The following is an 18,187-nucleotide window of genomic DNA, read 5'->3' as shown; positions in this document are numbered from 1 at the left end:
AGGGGATATCGCGCAGTTCCTGCCGATATGTCGCCCATTGGGCCTGTTTGGCGGGCGTGAGGGGGGCATCGGCCAACTGCGTCCAGTCGCTGTCGCTCAGCAACTGATCGCGCTGCTGAAGAACATCGACATCGCTGCTGATCGCGGAGCCGCGTCAGTTCCGGCAGGGGCGGCATAGGTGGCGACGATCCAGCCGGTCAGGCCGCCGAAGGTGACGTTCAGCCAGCGCCGACCGCCAAACAGCCCTTCGCGGTTCACGGGGACGATGGCCTGATCAGGGATCGCGGCGAGGATGTTGGGGTTGAAGCTCGGCCAGCGCCTGAGGTTCAGCGTGGTGCCGGGGGTCTCGATCTGGACAAATTCGTCCCCGCCAACCACATCGCTGCCCGCTTCCGCCGATGCTTCGGCAGGGTCATCGCGCCCCAGAACCCGGGCGCGGATCGCCTCCAGCGGAAAGAGCGGGTTGGTATCGACCTTGCGGCCGGGGCTGACATACCAGTGGGTGGTGATGTCGCGCAGGGTCGGGATGCCTGCAAAAAGCGCCTGCGCCAGCTCCTCGACCGCCGCGATCTGTTCTGGCGTATAGGCCATCCAGGTGCCCTTGCCGTGTTCGGGCGTTTCCACGTCTGCAAGGGTATAGCCGCCGATCTGGCCACCCGGCCCGAAATCCTGCCCCCACCACGCCAGCACCGCACCACCCGCGCCGCGCTGCATCCGGCCGGGGTTCACGATCTCGATGCCGATGGCGAAATCATTGCAGCCGCTGCGGCCGTGATAGGAGGATTGCCCGGCATGGGCTGCGCGGCGATTGGTCGGCACCAGCTGGCTGACAGTGCCATCGCGTTCCACCACGAATTGCACGCTGACCGCCGGGGAACTGGCCAGATAATCGCGGCTGTTGAACTTCTCGAGCCGCCCGGCGGTGTCGTGAAGGATGATGATTTCCGGGGTGATGATGCCGCCGATCAGCTTTGCCGGGCGGTAGTCAATCCCCTCGATCCTGTGGTTCTTCAGCTTCATGGATGCCCTCGCCGAGGGGCATCAGCGCCCCGTTGTCAGGGGCAGAATGGCGGATCGGACGCCTCGCCAGACATCCGCTTCGGTTATTGGGTCAGAACAGTTTGAGTTGCCGGGGATCGAATTTCGGCGGGGGGCGCCGCCGCCCCTTGCGCCGGAACCAGCCCCGGACGGTGGTATCGGTCACATGCAGGCGGCGGGCAATATCCGCCGTGGTCATGCCCTCGTGCCGCATGCAGACCGCAAGCCAGGGCTTGGCGGTCGGCACCCGCAGCTTCTGGCCCGAACTCATCATTCGGCTCAGCGCCTGGGCCAGCGCCAGCGTCCGGTCCTGACCGAGCCGCTGCACGATCAGCGAGCGGCTTCTGGGGCTGGCGGGCAGATAGACCTCCGCCCCGCCAAACTCGAGCAGGAAGGCCATCGCCCCCTTCTCGCCCAGCACATCGACATAGGGTTGCACATGCGCCGGCGCGCGGGGGGCGCTGAACCCGTTCTCCCATTCCATATCCCCGGTCATGGCTCGGCCCCGAACCTGCCGCAGGCATGATGGCCCGGCCAATGCACCATCACAGGCCCCCGCGAATGACGGTGCCAAGGGTATTGCTGACCTTGCGCCAGTCGGCGCTGCCCAGCTGGTCCAGCGTCGGGCGCTGGCCCACCACCGCGAACACCTTGGCACGGAATGCGGTCTGATCACTCAGCGAGGATGCGGGATAGAGGTGGAACCACTGCGCCCAGGCAATCTTTGCACCATGATCGCGCAGCCAGTCGTAACCGTTGGTATTGCCCCACATCACGCCGCGTTCCCGGCGCAGCCAGTCCTTCAGCGCCTCGACCGCCTTGTCGGCCAGCACCGGGTCGCGCAGCCAGTTCGGGTGATCGATCCTGCACTGCCGCTTGACGAAGCTGGCTTCTACCCCATGGCCCGGCGCGCAAAGCGCTGGGCCTGATCCTCACAGCAGCTACGGTCCTGCTGTTCCTCCTGAACCTGCGCCGCACCGGTGAACGCGCCGGGCGCGCCGCCGAACAGCTTGACGCCAGAGAGAGAAACCCGCCAGATGCTCGACGCCGCCGCCCTCCTGATCGTGATGCTCTGGCTGAGCGCCTGCGCGATGGGCGGTTCTGACACCCGCGCACCTTGCCCGTCCGTAGTCGAGTACACCGCAGCAGACCAAGCCCAGGCCGCCGATGATGTCGAGGCGCTGCCCGAAGGGGCCGTCGTCGTCCGGATGCTCAGCGACTACGCCGTGTTGCGGGATCAGGTGCGGGCGTGCCGGTGAAATCTGTTTCAGGCAGCTGAGCGAATGCAACTCCGTCTGCCTCAGAGGATTCGGGTTCCGGTGGAACAAGAAATTTAAGTGCTTCGCTATGATAAACGGGCGCATTCACCTTCGGCAGAGAATGCGCCCGCATGTTTCAATGGCCGGACACCGGCCACTGGGCCGGTGAAAATTCAAACCAGCCTGGCGGGCTCCGAGCGGGTCCGCCGCCATCCCCACCGCCGCACTTGATCCGGCCCATTGTCCGGCGTCTCCTGTGGTCCCCGCGCTTTCGGGTCCGGGTCCCCATCGTCGACAAGAAGCTGGCCGAAGACCTACGCGCCTCTGTTGCTTCCCGCCTCCGTCGACGAAACTGGCTGCGCGAGGCCTGCGGCGATCTGGCGAAACACGCCGAGGATTTCACCGTGGTTCTTGTCGAGGTAGCGGGCGAGACGGTCATTCTGCAAAAGCCGCTCGACATAGCGACCGGCCACCACCAGCCGAAGGTGATCGGGTCCAAGGGTGCCTTCGATCAGCTTTATGTTCTTTTGCAGGTTGGCCATCTCGGCCTTCATTCGCTCGGCTTGTTCGCGCGTTACGCCTGCAGGTGGCTTCTTTGCAGCTGGGTCAACCAGGTCTGTGGCGTCAGATGCTGCGAGGATCGCCTCGACATAGGGCACAGTGTAGTTGTTGGCCGCGATCATCAGTTCCGCCGCCTGAATCTGCCGCAGGGGCTTCATCTTCCGCAGGGACCGGAAGCTGTTGATCGGGCAGTGCCCGGCCTTCAGCAGTTCGGCTGCCTCCGGACAGATGCCGTTCAGCAGGGTCCGCTTCTGTCGGATCAGCGCGATGTTCACATTCAAGGCTGCCGCGATGCGGGCCTCCGATACGCCGCGCTCGACCGCGCGCAGGATCATCTTATGCTCCTGGATCGTGGCGAGGCGGCTGATGCGCTTGTTGTAAGTGAAGGATTCGTCGTCGGTCGCCACCAGACAGGTGACGGTCGTCTCGCCCATTTCCTTCAGAACATGCAGCCGAACATGGCCATCGAGAAGGATGAACGATCCTTCCTGTCCTGCCGCATGGGCGACCACCGGCGGTTCGATCAGCCCGACCTCGCGGATCGACGCGGCGATCTGTCCATACTTCTGGCTCTTGGGCACTGTGGCCGGCAGTTGCTTGACCGGCAGGATCGCGTCGATCTGGATCGTGCGCAGGTTCGCCTCGAATCCCGGGCTCTTCGGCGGAGGCATTTTCTCCATGTGTGTCATGATCTTGGCTCCTGAAGGCCATCGACGATCATGCGCGGCACGGAATCGAGCCCCTCGGCACGAAGCAGCGTCAAGAAGTTCTCATCCTTCAAGAGCGACTGAAATGCCGCATCGAGAAACAGCAGGCTGCTGCGCGTCGACTGCGCCCTGCGGACCATGTCCTGCTGACGCTCGGCCTCGGCGCGATAGGCTTTGACCAGCGCGGCAGATGTCATTCGCGCGCGTGGCTGTTTGTTCCGCGCGCCACCTCGCTGCTTGCCGTGACGCTGGCGCAACTCAACCAGCCGCCGCGCCTCCAGCAATTTCTTTCCGCGCAGTTCACCCGAGGCATAAGCAGCCTCCAGCGCCTTCTGCAAGTCCTTCTCCTCGGCCCGCGTGATGTAGAGCGCAACGCTGAGCGGCATCTGCCCGGTTTCGACCGCGATCAGCAGGCGTTCTTCACCGTTGGCGATCAACTCACCGATTTCATGGACATAGGCGAGGGAAAGCCCCGTCTTGTCGGCGATCTGATGGTCTGAATATCCCCGGTCGCGCAGGATGGCGATGTCCTGCAACAGCTCGAGCGGCCGCTGCTGGCGGCGAGCGATATTCTCGATCACGCTGCGCAGAAGGCGCTCGGCCTCGCTCGCATCCACGACGATGGCCGGGATGTGGGTTTCCCCAAGGGCGACATAAGCCTCCATCCGACCCTGACCGCAGACCAGACGATAGGACACTCCCGCCTCTTCATCGACCCGGGCGACGGTGATCGGCTTTTTCAGCCCGACCTTGCCGATGCTGTCGACCAGCGCGCGGAAGGTCTTTTCCGACCGCTCGCGCGGGTTTTCCACGGTGATGGCAGAAATCGGAATCATCTGCACTTCGTCCCGCATCTCGACTTCGCTCACCATGGCGCCACCTCGGAAACCGGCACGCGGCGGGCCATGTCGAAGAAGAAATCCAGCGTTTCAAATCGGAAAGCGTCCAGCATCAGGCCATTCTCCTCGGCAAGCCCCAAGGGTTTTGTCCGCATCTCGAATTGGGGCAGCAGATAAAAATCGAGCGCGGCGGTGTTGGTGCGGTCCATCCGGACGGCAATGGTGATGTCGGGCGCGAGGCCGGTGTCGAAGCGGATTTTCCAGCGCAAGCCGCCCGTGGAGGTTTCGCGGCAGCGGGCGACGACGACGGAGGCGGTGAATTCGCCATTGATCGTCAGCAGGTCGGTCGCCGGATTGCGCGCCACGGTTCCGCCGAGCCGGGCGATCTCGCGGATTACGCGCTGGACCTCGTCCCCATGGAACAGCCGCAGCAGGCGGTTCACTTCGATGTAGTGGTAGTCCCGGTCCGGGGTGAAGCCGACAAGGGAGTAAGCCCGGATCAGGCTGCCGAACCGGTGGGCATAGGCGCCGCTGGACGGCATTCCGTCGGCCTCGTCGATCACCAGACCGGATATGTAGCCGTGGCGCTGGAACAGCCGGGTCAGGCGCTCCAGCATCTCCTCGTCCGAGAATCGGCGGTTGCGGGCGGCGATGATCGCCTGCACCTGTCGGAACTGTTTCGGCTCGACGATGGCATCGAACGCCCCTTCCGACCGGATCAACATCTCCGGGCCATTCGCGACCCGCTTCTGCTTGAGCTTAAAGGAGCGCCGGTTGTAGACGTTGTTGCCGATGTATTTCTCGTTGGTCAGGATCTGATGGACGGTGGCGCGGGTCCAGGCCCGGCCGAGATCGGTCAGGATTCCGCGCTCGTTCAGTTCGGCCGCGATTTCGCTTTCCGAACGGCCGTGCTTGAGGAACCGGCTGTAGATCCAGCGGACGGTTCTTACCTCGGCGTCTGGCCCGGGAACCAGGATCACCCGGTCTGTCTGCAAGCTCTTGTGCTCACCACGCTTCAGCTCGGCCTTCACCTCACCGCGTTCGTCAAGCAGGACACGGCGAAGGCCAAAACCCGCCGCGCCGCCCTGACGGAAGCCGCGTTCGATCAGGCGGCACTGCCCGATGAAGACCTTGTTGGAAAGTTCCCGGCTGTATTCCCCGGCCATCGCGCGCTTGACGCTCTTGACGATCGTGGCAACCGGGCCGCCGTCATTTTCGAATTGCTCGGCGCAGTATTCGACCTGCTTGTTTGCGCGACGGCAGATGTATTCGTAATAGGCGGATTCATCGGCATCCTGAAACCGGCCCCACCGGCTGACGTCATAGACAAGGATCACCTCGAAATCCGCGGTGCCGTCCTGCACATCCTGGATCAACTGTTGTAGCGCTTCGCGCCCCTCGATCCTCAAACCACTCTTTCCAGCATCAGCATAGGAACGGACCAATTCAAAGCCGCGTTCCTCCGCGTATTTGCGGATCGCATCCGACTGGTTTTCCGTCGAGTATTTCTGATGGTCCGTGGACATGCGGACATATTCGGCCGCACGGCGCTTTGGCGGGGAGTTCGCCGGTTCTTTTCTTGAGGGCAGCTCTCTGCCTGCCATGCCCGTCTCCAGATCAGTTCATGCAGGCGTCTCCGTCTGGTCGGACCCGGGGTATTGGCTGGGGCGCAAAATGGAATCTGCCGCTGTGTTGTCTTCTCCACTGGTTTACCGGAGGAGGACGCCGCGATGCGGATCAAGATGGGCACATCTGTGCCGAAAATGGGCACAACTGTGCACCTGGACGCCGATCAGACCGCGTATCGCACGGCCATTGCCGATGCCCTGCGCCGCGAACTGGGGCCGACGCATCAGGCCATCAAAACGGTGATGCGCTGGACCGGAGCGAGCGAGCGGACGGCCAAGTACTGGCTGTCTGGCGAACGCGGGCCTAGCGGAGAGCATCTGATCCGGCTCGCGCAACATTCCGATGCGGTGTTGATCACCATGCTGATCATGGCCGAGCGACTTCCGGAGCAACGGCGGCACAGATGTACCGATTGTCCTGCGCGCGAGCTTGTGTTGCAAGACCTCGGACAGGAACTGAAATCGTCCGGGGGTTCCTGACATGCAAGGAAGCGGCTGGATTCCACCCCGCCCAAGCGTTCAGGAAACAAGTCGCAACAATGTTCATGCGGAGATTAGAACCCCCATTCTCCGCATTAGTTGCGGCGAATGAGAGGGGATCATGCTTTGATACCATTTTCTTGTCAGTCTCTGTCACCAATCTGGCTTGACGGCAGACTGCTGGCGACAACGCCCCTTGATGTCAGAATAGATCCATATTCCGTTGCCAAGCGATCTTCGTGTGACTAGGTTGGCGTCAAATCCCGTTGATGACAGAATCGGCACAACTATGATCACCAAAACCTACGATCTTACGGATGCCGTCACCTATCACATGGGCGGCTTTCCCCCTGGCTCACTCGAGTACGAGGTGCTTCTCGGACCCCTTGAAGAGGCAGCGGCCTCCCTTGCCCGATACGATGCAAAGATGTCGGGAATGGTGAACAGCGAGTTGTTCCTCGCCCCGCTGCGTCGCCAGGATGCGGTCACCTCGTCCCGGATGGAGGGGACGATCTCGACCATCGAAGAGCTGTACCGCCTTGAAGCCGAAGAAGACGCGGGCAGCGCCGACCCTTATCGGGAAGCGCGCAACGACGACGTCGAGACCTACCTTTATTCCCGCGCACTGCGGAATGCCCAGCAAGCCCCCGCCGACGGCGCCCCGCTTGGCGAACACCTGATCCGGACTGCCCACCAGCAGCTGCTGTCCTTTGGCCGGGGAGCCCGCAAGCGCCCCGGCAGCTACAAGGTTGAGCAGAACTACATCGGGGATGAACGGCAGGGAAGGATCTACTACGTTCCGATTGCCCCGGAGCAGCTGGGCCCGGCGATGGGCGAACTGGTCCGCTACATCAACGAAAGCACGATGCGGCCATTGATCCGCACCGCCATCGCGCATGTCGAATTCGAGGCTCTGCATCCGTTCGAAGACGGCAACGGTCGGATCGGCCGGATGCTGATCACCCTGATGCTGTGGAAGCTCGGCGTCCTGCATCAGCCGAACTTTTTCGTGTCGGGTTACTTCGAGGCCAACAAGGACGAGTACATTGAGCGGATGCGGGCCGTTTCCGCCAAGGGCGATTGGACCGGCTGGGTGGTATTCTTCCTCCAGGCGATGCACGCCCAGGCGACGGTCAACATCCAGACGGCCGACGCGATCTTCCGCCTTCACGGCGAGATGCGGGAGCGGTTCCGCGAGGTCCTGAACTCGCAGTTCCATGCTCAGGCGCTGGACTTCGTCTTCGCAAGCCCGATCTTCCGCAACGACCGCTTCGTCGAACGCTCTGGCATCCCCTCGTCCTCAGCGCGCGCGTTGTCCCGACGGCTGGTCGAGGCAGGCATGCTGCGCACCATTGAACCGGCTTCCGGACGACGTGCGGCGATGTACGCCTTTGATCCGCTGCTTGATCTGCTGAAGGTGTGACGGTCACCCAGTCGCGCAGCTCATCCATGGGCACTGTTCCCCGGCGACGTCGCCTATGGCCGAGGACTTCGACCTCGGGCTGATCGGGATCCCCGAAGATGAACTGGACGCGCTGCTGAACGATGCCGACGACCGCGTGCATATCGACGATGACACCGCCGACACCATCCCCGAAGCCCCGGCCGAGCCGATCACACGGCCCGGCGACATCTGGGCGCTGGGGCATCACCGGCTGATCTGCGGCGATGCCACTGACCCGGCCGTCGTGGCGCGGCTGATGGACGGGGCGCACGCGGCGCTGATGTTCACCTCCCCACCCTACGCCCAGCAGCGCGACTATGGCGCGGCGAAGGAGAAGGTCGGCGATTGGGATGCGCTGATGCAGGGCGTCTTCGCCGCGGCGCCGGTCGCCGCCGATGCCCAACTGCTGGTGAACCTCGGCCTCGTCCATCGCGATGGCGAATGGATCCCGTATTGGGAGGGCTGGGTCGCCTGGATGCGCGCGCAGGGCTGGCGGCGCTTCGGCTGGTATGTCTGGGACCAGGGGCCGGGCCTGCCCGGCGACTGGAATGGTCGCCTGGCGCCCTCGCACGAGTTCATCTTCCACTTCAACCGCCAGCCCCGCAAACCGAACAAGACGGTCGAGAGCAAGCACGCGGGCGAAACCCTCGGCGGCGGCGGTCTGCGCGGGGCGGACGGCACGGTCCACCGCAAGACCGGCTTCGGCAACGCGATCCAGAGTCATCGCATCCCAGACAGCGTGTTCCGCATCATGCGCCACAAAGGGGGCTTGGGCACGGCCGGATCGCACCCGGCCGTGTTCCCCGTGGCGCTGGTCGAGGCGGTGCTGGAGGCCTTCACCGATCCCGGCGACCTGGTGTTCGAACCGTTCTGCGGCTCCGGCACCCAGCTGATCGCCGCGGAACGCACCGGGCGGCGCTGCTGCGCGGTGGAACTGGACCCGGTCTACTGCGACGTTGCCGTGCGGCGGTGGGAGATGGCAACGGGGCGGAAGGCCAGCCGCGATTGACCAGTTGGCCCGAAATTGCGAATGTTCGCCCAGAAGGAGAATGGGAAATCGGCCTACCGCCTTCGGCACTTGAATGGTCGAATCTCGCCGGAGCAGTTGATGCGTAGCCCTTCCCTTTCGTCCCTCGGCAAAGCCGACCAACTCATTGATATCTTTGAACGCGAGGTGGAGGTCGAATATCGGGGCGAGCGGTATCGGGTTCGCGACAATGGTTCCGCGCATCGTCTGCCCCAGAAACGGCAGAAGACCAGACCGCTTGATGACCAATGGACCTTTGGGCGGCAGGGGTTGTCGACTGGCTACATGTATCTGAGCGGCGTGCCCGTTCATCGGATCGTCTGCTGGGCTTTTCATGGCGCGCCGCCCACTGACCGTCATGTCGTTGATCACATCGACACGAACAGGGCGAACAATCGACCGGAAAACCTGCGGTGGGTCACGCGGCTGGAAAACGTTCTGCTCAACGAAATCTCTGCTCGGCGCATCGAACTGGTCTACGGCTCGATTGAAGCCTTCTTCGCTGACCCCAACCGGGTCCAGACTGATAAGGTGTTTCCCGACATATCCTGGATGCGCACCTTATCGAAGGACGAGGCGGCAGCCGCAAAAACACGTTTGCAGGAATGGGCAAAGAGCGGTTCTGTCCCAAGCGGTGGCGCGCTGGGAGAGTGGCTGTATGGGACAAGAGAGCGGGCAAGCTATGAACCTCCCTCGGAAGAGTATGAGTCGCTGACGCCGTCGGTCGTGCAGGTCAAATGGAAGGTGCCGACAGAATTCCCGCTTTGTCCGGAGGCAGTGACCGAGGACGCGCTCGAACGCTACGCGGAAAACCTGAAGTTTGGCCGTGTTTTCGCACGAAACCATCTCTACCAGAGTTTGGTCGTGCAACATGGCATGACCGAGGACAGCCTCGTGGTCCTTACGCACGATCCTAGCGACAATGCGATCAAGGACTGGGCGGTCGCGCATGTCGGTGTCCGCGGCGAATTCTTCTACCACCGCAGCGAACACCAGTATTTTACGCTGCAGGGGGCCCTCAAGACTTTCTGTGAACTGACCGGCGACAGCTACGACGACTGCATGGACGACTACTGCTGATCGATCAGCTACCTTTGGGGAGCCGGTACACCATCCCCCGGCCCTCGACCTTCTCCGCTGCGATGGGCAGACCCAGCTTTTTCTTCTGGGCGCCAGAGATGCAGCCCCTGACCGTGTGCGCCAACCATCCTGTCGCCGCGACCATTTCGCCGACCGTCGCTCCCTCGGGACGCTGCAGCATGGCGATGATCTGCGCCTGCTTGGTGCCAGCGCGGATGGCGACAGGTCTCACGGTTTCGCTGTCGTCGGGCGTCTGTACCGGCTCCGGTTCCGCCTTGGGCTTCGCCCTCCGCACGCTGGCGACGGCGCTGGCCACCACCGACTCGATCCCGATGGCTTCCAGCCCGGCCTCGGTCGCGATCAGCGTGGTGCCGTGGCCATCGCCGGTCTCGCGCCACATCGGTTCGCCGCGGCGCAGGTTCGCCTCGACCTCTTCGAGCCAGCCGCGGGCGATCATCTTGCCGACGACCATCTTGGCGGCGGCGCCGACCAGCCCCTCGGGCAGAGGCAGGGCGAGATTGCCGGGCCGGGTCGCGGCACGAGCGAGGATCAGGGACTGGGTGTCGGACGGGGTGGTCATCGGAGCCTCCGTGGCTGTGGGCGCGCGGTGTGCGCGCCTTCTACGGAGGCAAGCCCCGTCCTCGGACGGAGCGGCCGTTGCGCGGAGTGGGCGCGTCAGGCAGCGTGTTCTCCTTCCTTGAAGGCGCTGTCGGTAATCTGGCGCAGCAGGCCCGCGTAGTGCTTCAGCGTGCCGACATGCCCCCAATGGATATCGTGGGGGTGGGTCTCGAAATGGTCGTCGCTGAGGGCCTTCAGGCGCTCCAGCATGGTGTCGATCTCTGCCTTGGCGGTGATGAAGGCGTCGAGGGCCTTGTCGTTCGGGGCAGAGCGGCGGGTCATGGCGGTGGCATCCTTCGGTGAGTTGCATCGTTCTGGTGCGAACACCATCGCTCTGTCGGGCGAATGATCGTAGGCAAATCGGAGCAATATCAGTGCTTTCTGATCGCTCGGGTCAGATCAGCCGCATCTCGGCCAGCGCGCGGCTGGCGGCACCCAGCTGGGCGGTGGGGAGTTCGATCTTCAGGTGCGACAGGACGTCGGAGGCCTCGGCCGGGATCCCGCTCTCGCGCAGCGCCTGCTCGATGACTTCGGCGATGGCGTCCGGGCGGCTCAGGTCGAAGCCCTCGGGAAGGGTGGAATAGTCGATGCGGATGGTGGTCGTGGTCATGGTGAAACCCTCCTGGGATCGGCGCGATGCGGCCTGTTGATGGACAACAGAATCGCTCCGGAGGGGGAGACAATCAACGGGAATGATTGATATTTCCTGTTTATTTTCAATATCTTGATAGGCTTCACAGCGCCATGAAAGGCATGAGCGAACGCGAGTATGCGGCGCATTCCGGGCTGTCGCGCGGCGGGGTGCAGAAGGCGCGCAAGAACGGGCGGCTGGTGGTCTACGACGACGGGTCGATCAACGCCGCGGCCTCGGATGTGCGGCGGGCCGAGATGACGGATCCCGACCAGCAGCGTCGGTCGCTTGGCGGGGACGGGTTGGCCAGCGGTGCGGGCGAGACCTCGTCCTACATCAAGGCGCGCACGCTGCTGACGGTCTGGTCTGTGGCCACGGCGACGTTCAAGGCGGAGACCTACCGCTTCCTGCGGATCGAACGGCCCTCGGACGAGGATCGCGCCACCGGAGTGCTCGACGCTCCCGGCACGATCCACCTGCCCGGCTGGGCCGACACAGAATGCCCTCGCGGTCGAAAGCGCCGCTGGGCAATGGGAAATCGTCCAGGCCGGAGCCGCCGAACTGATCGCCCCCGGCCGCTACCGCCTGACCCGTCTGCTGCGGGGCCAGCGCGGGACGGAGCATGCTATAGGCAATCCGGCCCCGGCCGGTGCGCGGGTTGTGGTGCTGGACACCGGGCTGGCATCGCTGCCCATCGCCGAGGCCGATCTCGGCCTACCGTGGAACTGGCGGGTCGGCCCGGCTGCGCGGGCGGTCAGTGACGCAAGCTATGCCGCGCACCGGCGCCACGACCACGGGCGTAACCAAGACCGTGAACCTCGGGACCGGTGGGGCCTCCGGCTCGACCACGGTCGTGAACATCGGTTCGGCCACCGCCGGAGCGGGCGGCACAACGGTGGTCAACACGCCGACCGTTACCTTCGCCAATACCGTGACGCAGGTCTGCATGCCTCAGGCCAACCTGACCGCGCAGCTACTGGGCCTCGGCGGGGCCACGGCCGACAGCTACAATCGGCTGTCGGTAAACACCCCAGCCGTCCTTCTGAACAACGCGGGTGCCGGGATCGAGGCGACGGTCAACAAGGCCGCGGCCGGGAACGACGCCGCCTTTGCCTTCAAGACCGGCTTCTCGGCCCGCGCGCTGATCGGGTTGCTCGGCAACGACGACTTCAGCTTCAAGGTCAGACCGGACGGCTCGGCCTTCTTCGAGGCGATCCGGATCGATCGAACCAGCGGCCAGGTGGAACTGCCGCAGCCCACGGTCCTGCCCGGCCTCAGCGCTGCGCCGACCCCGCCGCCCTCAGGCAAGGCATCGGTCTACGCCCGCAACCGCGCCGGGGCACCGTGGATCGACGTCATGCGCCCCTCTGGGCGGGATTTTCCTCTGCAACCCCACTTCGGGGTGAACCGCATCGCGAACTGGTCTCCTTCGACCGGTACCACGATCACGACCGAAGGCCTGCCGATCACCTCGGTCGGCACCGTTTCGACGCCCACGCTGGCCGCAACGAACCTTGCGACCTCCATGCGGCGCTGGCGCCTGACCTCGGCGGCTGTCGTGGATTCGGTTGCCGACCAGCGTTCCGCAGGTTGGGCCTGCTGGCGCGGGAACGCGGCGGGCCTTGGTGGCTGGACCTTCGTGACGCGGATTTCGCTGACGACGCTGCAGGCAACCGGCATGGGCTTCTTCGGGCTTTACGGATCGACCGCAGCGCTGGCCACCACCCTGACGCTGGCCGCTGCCATCAACGGCATCGGAATCGGCTTTCAGCGCGGCACTCATGCCAACTGGCAGCTGGCCGCCAATGACGGGACCGGGGCACCGACCTTGACCGACCTAGGGGCCGCCTTCGCCATCGCGACCGGCGGCGTCGTGACCCTGTTCATCGCTGCGCCGCCGAACGGTTCGTCGGTGTGGGTCCGAGCTGTGAATGAGGTCACCGGCGCCATCTTCGAACAGGAAATCACCGTCGACCTGCCCGCCGCGACGCAATTCCTGTCGCCGCGGCTGGCCGAACTTCTCGGCCGCCGAGATCGCCTGCCGCGGCACCGGCGCGATCAAGATCAACACGGAAGCCATGGACAAACTGCAAGTCCTGCGCGACCGGCTGGGCAAGCCGCTGATCATCCGCTCCGCTTATCGCAGCCCGGAACACAATCGCGCCGTGGGCGGGGCCCCCGCCTCGAAGCACATGCAGAGGACCGCTTTCGACATCGCCATGGCGAACCACGATCCCGCGGCCTTCGAGGCGGCGGCGCGGGCAGTCGGCTTTCTCGGCTTCGGCTATTACCCCCGCTCCGGCTTCATGCACATCGACCTCGGGCCCGCCCGGTCCTGGGGCGATCCCTTCCCGGCGCGGCCCGTGCCCTTCGCCCCGGAACTGCCGCCCGCGCGCGAAGTCCTGTCGGAAAGCCGCACGCTGCGCGGTGGCGGCGCGGCGGGCGCCGCAACTGTCGGCGCGGCCGGGGTGGAGGTGCTGCAGGATGTCATCGCCGAGACCCAGTCCACCATCCAGCCTCTGGTGCCCTATCTCGACACCCTCCGCTGGGTGCTGATCGCCATCGCGCTGATCGGTATCGCCGTCACAATCCACGCGAGGCTCGATGACTGGAAACGGGGCCAGCGGTGATCGGCTGGCTCCTGACCAACGGCCCGGCGCGAAAGGTGCTGGGCCTGATCCTCACCGCCGCAGCGATCCTGCTGTTCCTGTTCAACTTGCGCCGTGTTGGCGAACGCGCGGGGCGCGCGGCCGAACGGCTTGATGCCCAAGAGAGAAACGATGCCATCCACCGCCAGATGCTCGACGCCGCCGCCCGCCGCCCTCCTGATCGCGATGCTCTTGCTAACCGGCTGCGCGATGGGCGGTTCTGACACCCGCGCGCCATGTCCGCCGGTGGTCGAGTACACCAGCGCTGAGCAGGCCCGGGCCGCCGATGAGGTGGGGGCCCTGCCGGAAGGGGCCGTGATCGTAAGGATGCTCAGCGACTACACCGTGTTGCGCGATCAGGCTCGGGCGTGCCGTTGAAATCCGGGCCGGACGAAACCTGCCACGAGGCAAGTGCCAAATGCCTCGACCACGGCGCATCGCCCGGCCCGTTTCATGTATTCACGCTGTCAACGAGCGGCAGGGATTCGTCGCAGGTCGATGATGGCAGGTGCGGCCATGCCTGTCCCGCATGGCGATGGGCACAATTGTGCACCCTCATGCATATGCGAGGTGCGTAGCGGGCTTCAGCGCCAAGCGGTCAGCAAATCGCTCGTCCAGCTTTGCGGTGACGTCATCGAAGTAACTCCTGTCCTCGTCGATAGCGCCAATGATCGAAGCGACCTGTGCCGCGAGGGCTTTCGCCAGACTTTCCAGTGGTCCGCGCAGGTCAGCGGTCTTGGGATGTGAGGCTGCTGCGGTTGTTGCCGCCTTTGCCGCCCAGTCTGCCATGGCGAGGTATTCAAGTAGACGCGGCACTCGTCAGCGCATCGCGAATCTGCGGCAGAGATTGGGCGTTCTGCTTCTGTTGCGAGCGTGGTGAACAGTCGGCCGGGTGCGCCACCATCAAGCCGTCAACAATTTGTCTGCTTACGGCTTCGAACATGGCTAGGGTCAGGACTCGTTGTGGCGTCATAGCCAGAAGATGACGGTTGCGGCGAGGGCGATGGCTGAGAGGAAAACCTTCGGGCATCTGTCGTATCGGGTGGCGACCCTGCGCCAATCCTTCAAGCGGCCGAACATGATCTCGATCCGGTTGCGGCGTTTGTAACGGCGCTTGTCGTGCTTGATGGGCTTGGCGCGAGACTTCCTGCCGGGTATGCAGGGCTTTATCCCCTTGTCTTTCAACGCTTCTCTGAACCAGTCGGCATCATAGCCCCGGTCGGCCAAGAGCCAGTCCACTGACGGCAGGCTGCTCAGAAGCGCGGCCGCTCCAGTATAATCACTGATCTGACCTGCGGTCATGAAGAAGCGGATAGGGCGACCATCGGAATCGGCGACGGCGTGCAGCTTGGTGTTCATGCCGCCCTTGGTTCGGCCGATCAGACGGCCCCTTTGGTCGCCGGGTCCCCCTTTTTCGACCGCAGGCTGGTCGCCGTGCGGTGCGCCTTCAGGTAGGTCGCGTCGAACATCACCGTCTTCGGAGCGGTGGCCTCGGAGGCCAGTCCGTCCATCATCCGCGCAAAGATGCCCTTGTCGCTCCACCGTTTCCAACGGTTGTAGAGGGTCTTCGGCGGACCATATGCCCTGGGTGCATCACGCCAACGCAAGCCATTGCGATTGATAAAGATTATCCCGCACAGCATCCGTCGGTCATCAACGCGCGGCTTGCCGTGGCTCTTGGGGAAGAAGGGCTCAAGCCGCGCCATCTGCGCGTCCGTCAGCCAGAAAAGGTTGCTCATCATCGGTCTCCTCGCGGAGCCTGAATCACGCCGCGAGCGGATGATCAATGGGTCCTGACCCTAGCGCACCGACGATCACGCCAAGCGTCTAGCGCCAGCGTTTAGAACAGCGCTGCTGGGTAGCGGACGACTAGCTTAGCCACCACGAACGGCTGCTTTTGGCAATCTTGTGCATCCCCCGGAACCGCGGCAATGGGGGCGCGAAGCGGACGTCGGCCTCGCGGCCACGAAGGGCAGGTTAGGGCCGACTTTGCGAGCGTCGCTCAGATCAGTTGCCCAAGGATGGGCTTGCATGATGCACGGCATCCGCGTTACCTTTCGTTCAGGACTTGGCTGGAACGTCTCGCTGTGCGAGCAGATGTTCATATCCCCTGTGAGCCGCACATTCGCACAACGTCGCGCCAGTATTTGCGCTACGCCATGCTGCTCAGGACTACGCCAATGCCCTATACCGCACTCCATCGATACCCGAACGCCGCCATGCGCTTCTCTGTAACGCATTGGAATTGCTTCGTAGAGTTCGTGCATCCCCAAAGGTCACGGCACGACGATGGCACGGCAACCGAACACCATTCACAAGGCGGAAGCGCAGATCGGCAAACCCGAGCTGACGCTGATGACCGCGTTGGATGGCCGCGATCCTCGGCTGGTCGCTCTGGTCCGCCTTCTCGCTCGCCGGGCCGCACGCGGCCTCTACGAGCAGCAGCTGAAGGATCACCGGCCGACACCCCCTTGAACATTGTGGAGGCCTGACCATGCGCGTTGCCATCTACGCCCGCTATTCCTCGGACAATCAACGCGAGGCCTCAATTGCCGACCAGTTGCGCATGTGCCGACTGCGGGCCGAGAAGGAAGGCTGGACCGTCGTCGAGGAATATTCCGATCATGCGATCTCCGGCTCCAGCATGATCCAGCGGTCCGGTCTTCAGGCCCTGATCCTGGATTCCTCGCGCGGCCGCTTCGACCTGATCCTGGCGGAAGCACTGGACCGCATCAGCCGCGATCAGGAGGACATCGCCGGTATCTACAAGCGCATGCGCTATGCCGATGTGAAGATGTTCACGCTCTCGGAGGGCGAGATCAGCGAGTTGCATGTCGGATTGAAGGGGACGATGAACGCCCTCTTTCTGAAGGATCTGGCCGACAAGACCCGGCGCGGGCAGCGCGGCCGTGTGGAAGCCGGTAAGTCAGGAGGCGGCAATTCCTACGGCTACGACGTGGTGAAGAAGTTCGACAGCAACGGTGAAGCGGTCCGGGGCGACCGCACCGTCAATCAGATACAGGCTGAAGTCATCCGCCGCATCTTCCGTGACTATGCCGCGGGCAAGTCTGCCAAGCGCATTGCGGTCGAGCTGAATCAGGACGGGATCGAGGCTCCCTCGGGCGGGGACTGGGGTTTCAGCACCATCAACGGCAACCAGAAGCGCGGCAACGGCATCCTGAACAACGAGATGTATATCGGGAAGCTGGTCTGGAACCGGCAGCGGTTCATCAAGGATCCCGATACCGGCAAGCGGCAGGCCCGTCCCAATCCGGAATCTGAATGGGTGATCCAGGACGCGCCAGAACTTCGGATCGTCGAGGACGACCTCTGGAGCGCTGTGAAAGGCCGGCAGAAGACAGTCAAGCACTCCACCCGGGATGAGGGTGATCCGACCGAGAACCACTTCCGCGACCGGAGGCGGCCGAAGTATCTGCTGTCCGGCCTGACCAAATGCGGCTGCTGCGGCGGCGGCTACTCGATGATCTCCGCGCATCTGGTAGGCTGTTCGACCAGACGCAACAAGGGCACCTGCGACAATGACATGAACATCCGGCGGGATGCGCTGGAGGAACGGGTCCTGAACGCCCTGCGCCACAACCTGATGAAGCCGGAGCTGTTTCAGGAGTTCTGCGACGAGTTCACCCGCGAGATGAACAAGCTGCGGATGGAAGGTCGCGCGTCAATCGACGCGGCAGAGGCCGAGATCAAGAAGATCGACCGGGAACTCGACAAGCTGATGAAGCTCATCATGGCCTCCGGCAGTGACGATGCGCCCACGCGGATGATGAAGCAGATGAAGGACCTGGAGGTCCGGCAAAAGCAGCTGCAAGCACAAGTCGCCGAAGCGGATGAGCCTCCTCCCCTGCTGCACCCGAACATGGCGCATCACTATCGAGCGCAGGTCGAGGAACTCTATGCGGCCCTGCAGGAGGATTCCGAGGCCCGGCGCATGGGCGCCGCTGATGTTCTCCGTTCTCTGGTGCAGGAGATCGTCCTGACACCGGACGCGGCGAGCGGCGAGCTTCAGATCGAAGTTCACGGTGACCTTGCGGGCATTCTGACGATTGCTCTGGAACGCAAAAAGCCCGCCGATGGGGCGGGCGGTTCGCAATTTGAGATGGTTGCGGGAGCAGGATTTGAACCTGCGGCCTTCAGGTTATGAGCCTGACGAGCTACCGGGCTGCTCCACCCCGCGTCCGGGTGTTTTTTGTATCGTTGATGGGG

20 protein-coding genes, 1 tRNA gene and 5 pseudogenes are annotated in these 18,187 nt (G+C 63.8%); 12 read left to right on the top strand and 14 right to left on the bottom strand.

Annotation, left to right across the window (positions count from 1 at the left end):
* The 4 genes from C8N34_RS27340 to C8N34_RS24565 form a co-directional block, all read right to left on the bottom strand.
* Window positions 1-76 (bottom strand): phage tail assembly chaperone (locus C8N34_RS27340; RefSeq protein ID WP_425320675.1); only part of this gene is annotated, 76 nt, incomplete at its 3' end.
* 20 nt (window positions 77-96) lie between these two features.
* Window positions 97-1,020: an N-acetylmuramoyl-L-alanine amidase gene (locus C8N34_RS24575; protein ID WP_108130899.1), complete on the bottom strand. Its 924-nt coding sequence runs from the start codon at window positions 1,018-1,020 to the stop codon at window positions 97-99.
* A gap of 91 nt (window positions 1,021-1,111) precedes the next feature.
* Window positions 1,112-1,534, bottom strand: a complete 423-nt coding sequence (locus tag C8N34_RS24570) for a helix-turn-helix domain-containing protein (protein WP_242013920.1) — start codon at window positions 1,532-1,534, stop codon at window positions 1,112-1,114.
* A 49-nt stretch (window positions 1,535-1,583) separates the two neighbouring features.
* A complete protein-coding gene (locus tag C8N34_RS24565) occupies window positions 1,584-1,871 on the bottom strand; it encodes a hypothetical protein (protein WP_108130897.1) in 288 nt (95 codons plus the stop codon).
* A 204-nt stretch (window positions 1,872-2,075) separates the two neighbouring features.
* On the opposite strand from C8N34_RS24565, the gene C8N34_RS24555 reads away from it, so the two are divergent.
* Window positions 2,076-2,297 carry a hypothetical protein gene (locus C8N34_RS24555; RefSeq protein ID WP_242013919.1) on the top strand — a complete coding sequence of 74 codons (222 nt, stop codon included), beginning with the start codon at window positions 2,076-2,078 and terminating at the stop codon, window positions 2,295-2,297.
* A 314-nt stretch (window positions 2,298-2,611) separates the two neighbouring features.
* Here C8N34_RS24555 and C8N34_RS24550 read toward each other — a convergent pair whose 3' ends face one another.
* The 3 genes from C8N34_RS24550 to C8N34_RS24540 are packed head-to-tail and all read right to left on the bottom strand — an operon-like array spanning window position 2,612 to window position 6,008.
* Window positions 2,612-3,547 (bottom strand): plasmid partitioning protein RepB C-terminal domain-containing protein, encoded by a 936-nt coding sequence (locus C8N34_RS24550; RefSeq protein ID WP_108130896.1) that lies wholly within the window; start codon window positions 3,545-3,547, stop codon window positions 2,612-2,614.
* Entirely contained in the window at window positions 3,544-4,437 is an 894-nt protein-coding gene (locus C8N34_RS24545) for a ParB/RepB/Spo0J family partition protein (RefSeq protein WP_108130895.1), read from the bottom strand. Before C8N34_RS24545 ends, C8N34_RS24550 begins: the two co-directional genes overlap by 4 nt.
* Entirely contained in the window at window positions 4,431-6,008 is a 1,578-nt protein-coding gene (locus tag C8N34_RS24540) for a recombinase family protein (protein ID WP_277878433.1), read from the bottom strand. The genes C8N34_RS24545 and C8N34_RS24540 overlap by 7 nt, the downstream gene beginning before the upstream one ends.
* A 126-nt stretch (window positions 6,009-6,134) precedes the next feature.
* On the opposite strand from C8N34_RS24540, the gene C8N34_RS24535 reads away from it, so the two are divergent.
* From C8N34_RS24535 to C8N34_RS24520, 4 genes are all read left to right on the top strand, one after another.
* On the top strand, window positions 6,135-6,512 hold the full coding sequence (locus C8N34_RS24535) for a hypothetical protein (RefSeq protein ID WP_108130893.1): 378 nt from the start codon (window positions 6,135-6,137) through the stop codon (window positions 6,510-6,512).
* Window positions 6,513-6,801: 289 nt separating this feature from the next.
* Window positions 6,802-7,935: a Fic family protein gene (locus tag C8N34_RS24530; RefSeq protein ID WP_108130892.1), complete on the top strand. Its 1,134-nt coding sequence runs from the start codon at window positions 6,802-6,804 to the stop codon at window positions 7,933-7,935.
* Window positions 7,936-7,990: 55 nt separating this feature from the next.
* On the top strand, window positions 7,991-8,965 hold the full coding sequence (locus C8N34_RS24525; RefSeq protein ID WP_242013918.1) for a DNA-methyltransferase: 975 nt from the start codon (window positions 7,991-7,993) through the stop codon (window positions 8,963-8,965).
* Between the two features lie 21 nt (window positions 8,966-8,986).
* The gene (locus C8N34_RS24520) at window positions 8,987-10,063 is read left to right on the top strand and encodes an HNH endonuclease signature motif containing protein (RefSeq protein WP_108130891.1); all 1,077 of its coding nucleotides are present in this window, start codon (window positions 8,987-8,989) and stop codon (window positions 10,061-10,063) included.
* A 4-nt stretch (window positions 10,064-10,067) separates the two neighbouring features.
* On the opposite strand, the gene C8N34_RS24515 is transcribed toward C8N34_RS24520, so the two are convergent.
* The 3 genes from C8N34_RS24515 to C8N34_RS24505 form a co-directional block, all read right to left on the bottom strand.
* Entirely contained in the window at window positions 10,068-10,643 is a 576-nt protein-coding gene (locus tag C8N34_RS24515) for a DUF3489 domain-containing protein (RefSeq protein ID WP_108130890.1), read from the bottom strand.
* A 95-nt stretch (window positions 10,644-10,738) separates the two neighbouring features.
* Complete coding sequence (locus C8N34_RS24510) at window positions 10,739-10,963, bottom strand: hypothetical protein (protein WP_108130889.1); 225 nt, start codon at window positions 10,961-10,963, stop codon at window positions 10,739-10,741.
* A gap of 112 nt (window positions 10,964-11,075) precedes the next feature.
* Window positions 11,076-11,291: a hypothetical protein gene (locus C8N34_RS24505; RefSeq protein ID WP_068767940.1), complete on the bottom strand. Its 216-nt coding sequence runs from the start codon at window positions 11,289-11,291 to the stop codon at window positions 11,076-11,078.
* A 134-nt stretch (window positions 11,292-11,425) separates the two neighbouring features.
* Between C8N34_RS24505 and C8N34_RS27335 the strand changes: the two are divergent.
* The 5 genes and pseudogenes from C8N34_RS27335 to C8N34_RS24480 form a co-directional block, all read left to right on the top strand.
* A pseudogene (locus C8N34_RS27335) lies at window positions 11,426-11,677 on the top strand (hypothetical protein); the annotation flags it as partial.
* 133 nt (window positions 11,678-11,810) lie between these two features.
* Window positions 11,811-12,089, top strand: a pseudogene (locus tag C8N34_RS27330) (GTA baseplate fiber-binding domain-containing protein); the annotation flags it as partial.
* A 1-nt stretch (window position 12,090) separates the two neighbouring features.
* Window positions 12,091-13,320: pseudogene (locus C8N34_RS27030) on the top strand (DUF2793 domain-containing protein); the annotation flags it as partial.
* Window positions 13,319-13,942 (top strand): annotated as a pseudogene (locus tag C8N34_RS24485) (YcbK family protein); the annotation flags it as partial. The pseudogenes C8N34_RS27030 and C8N34_RS24485, both read left to right, overlap by 2 nt.
* Window positions 13,939-14,184 carry a hypothetical protein gene (locus C8N34_RS24480; RefSeq protein ID WP_422387685.1) on the top strand — a complete coding sequence of 82 codons (246 nt, stop codon included), beginning with the start codon at window positions 13,939-13,941 and terminating at the stop codon, window positions 14,182-14,184. The pseudogene C8N34_RS24485 and the gene C8N34_RS24480, both read left to right, overlap by 4 nt.
* 331 nt (window positions 14,185-14,515) lie before the next feature.
* On the opposite strand, the gene C8N34_RS24470 is transcribed toward C8N34_RS24480, so the two are convergent.
* Window positions 14,516-14,749: a hypothetical protein gene (locus C8N34_RS24470; protein WP_108130887.1), complete on the bottom strand. Its 234-nt coding sequence runs from the start codon at window positions 14,747-14,749 to the stop codon at window positions 14,516-14,518.
* A gap of 180 nt (window positions 14,750-14,929) precedes the next feature.
* A protein-coding gene (locus tag C8N34_RS24465) for an IS5 family transposase (protein WP_422387684.1) occupies window positions 14,930-15,699 on the bottom strand; the annotation gives its coding sequence in 2 pieces (ribosomal slippage) (window positions 14,930-15,384 and window positions 15,384-15,699; 771 coding nt in all).
* Between the two features lie 550 nt (window positions 15,700-16,249).
* On the opposite strand from C8N34_RS24465, the gene C8N34_RS24460 reads away from it, so the two are divergent.
* Complete coding sequence (locus C8N34_RS24460) at window positions 16,250-16,435, top strand: hypothetical protein (RefSeq protein WP_108130886.1); 186 nt, start codon at window positions 16,250-16,252, stop codon at window positions 16,433-16,435.
* A gap of 19 nt (window positions 16,436-16,454) precedes the next feature.
* Window positions 16,455-17,495 (top strand): annotated as a pseudogene (locus tag C8N34_RS27255) (recombinase family protein); the annotation flags it as partial.
* A 147-nt stretch (window positions 17,496-17,642) separates the two neighbouring features.
* On the opposite strand, the gene C8N34_RS27250 reads toward C8N34_RS27255, so the two are convergent.
* Window positions 17,643-18,002, bottom strand: coding sequence for a hypothetical protein (locus C8N34_RS27250; protein WP_338419734.1), 360 nt, complete (start codon window positions 18,000-18,002; stop codon window positions 17,643-17,645).
* Between the two features lie 79 nt (window positions 18,003-18,081).
* A tRNA-Met gene (locus C8N34_RS24450) sits at window positions 18,082-18,158 on the bottom strand.
* Window positions 18,159-18,187: the final 29 nt, after the last annotated feature.

The organism is Gemmobacter caeni (assembly GCF_003054195.1).
GTDB lineage: Bacteria > Pseudomonadota > Alphaproteobacteria > Rhodobacterales > Rhodobacteraceae > Gemmobacter > Gemmobacter caeni.
The sequence above is the reverse complement of the archived record's forward strand: the minus strand, read 5'-3'. Positions and strand labels throughout refer to the sequence as shown.

Bases quoted from the DNA above. Each gene is read 5' to 3' on its own strand.
- C8N34_RS24575 (WP_108130899.1), bottom strand. From the start codon at position 1,020: ATGAAGCTGAAGAACCACAGGATCGAGGGGATTGACTACCGCCCGGCA.
- C8N34_RS24570 (WP_242013920.1), bottom strand. From the start codon at position 1,534: ATGACCGGGGATATGGAATGGGAGAACGGGTTCAGCGCCCCCCGCGCG.
- C8N34_RS24555 (WP_242013919.1), top strand. From the start codon at position 2,076: ATGCTCGACGCCGCCGCCCTCCTGATCGTGATGCTCTGGCTGAGCGCC.
- C8N34_RS24550 (WP_108130896.1), bottom strand. From the start codon at position 3,547: ATGACACACATGGAGAAAATGCCTCCGCCGAAGAGCCCGGGATTCGAG.
- C8N34_RS24545 (WP_108130895.1), bottom strand. From the start codon at position 4,437: ATGGTGAGCGAAGTCGAGATGCGGGACGAAGTGCAGATGATTCCGATT.
- C8N34_RS24540 (WP_277878433.1), bottom strand. From the start codon at position 6,008: ATGGCAGGCAGAGAGCTGCCCTCAAGAAAAGAACCGGCGAACTCCCCG.
- C8N34_RS24535 (WP_108130893.1), top strand. From the start codon at position 6,135: ATGCGGATCAAGATGGGCACATCTGTGCCGAAAATGGGCACAACTGTG.
- C8N34_RS24530 (WP_108130892.1), top strand. From the start codon at position 6,802: ATGATCACCAAAACCTACGATCTTACGGATGCCGTCACCTATCACATG.
- C8N34_RS24525 (WP_242013918.1), top strand. From the start codon at position 7,991: ATGGCCGAGGACTTCGACCTCGGGCTGATCGGGATCCCCGAAGATGAA.
- C8N34_RS24520 (WP_108130891.1), top strand. From the start codon at position 8,987: ATGTTCGCCCAGAAGGAGAATGGGAAATCGGCCTACCGCCTTCGGCAC.
- C8N34_RS24515 (WP_108130890.1), bottom strand. From the start codon at position 10,643: ATGACCACCCCGTCCGACACCCAGTCCCTGATCCTCGCTCGTGCCGCG.
- C8N34_RS24510 (WP_108130889.1), bottom strand. From the start codon at position 10,963: ATGACCCGCCGCTCTGCCCCGAACGACAAGGCCCTCGACGCCTTCATC.
- C8N34_RS24505 (WP_068767940.1), bottom strand. From the start codon at position 11,291: ATGACCACGACCACCATCCGCATCGACTATTCCACCCTTCCCGAGGGC.
- C8N34_RS24470 (WP_108130887.1), bottom strand. From the start codon at position 14,749: ATGGCAGACTGGGCGGCAAAGGCGGCAACAACCGCAGCAGCCTCACAT.
- C8N34_RS24460 (WP_108130886.1), top strand. From the start codon at position 16,250: ATGGCACGGCAACCGAACACCATTCACAAGGCGGAAGCGCAGATCGGC.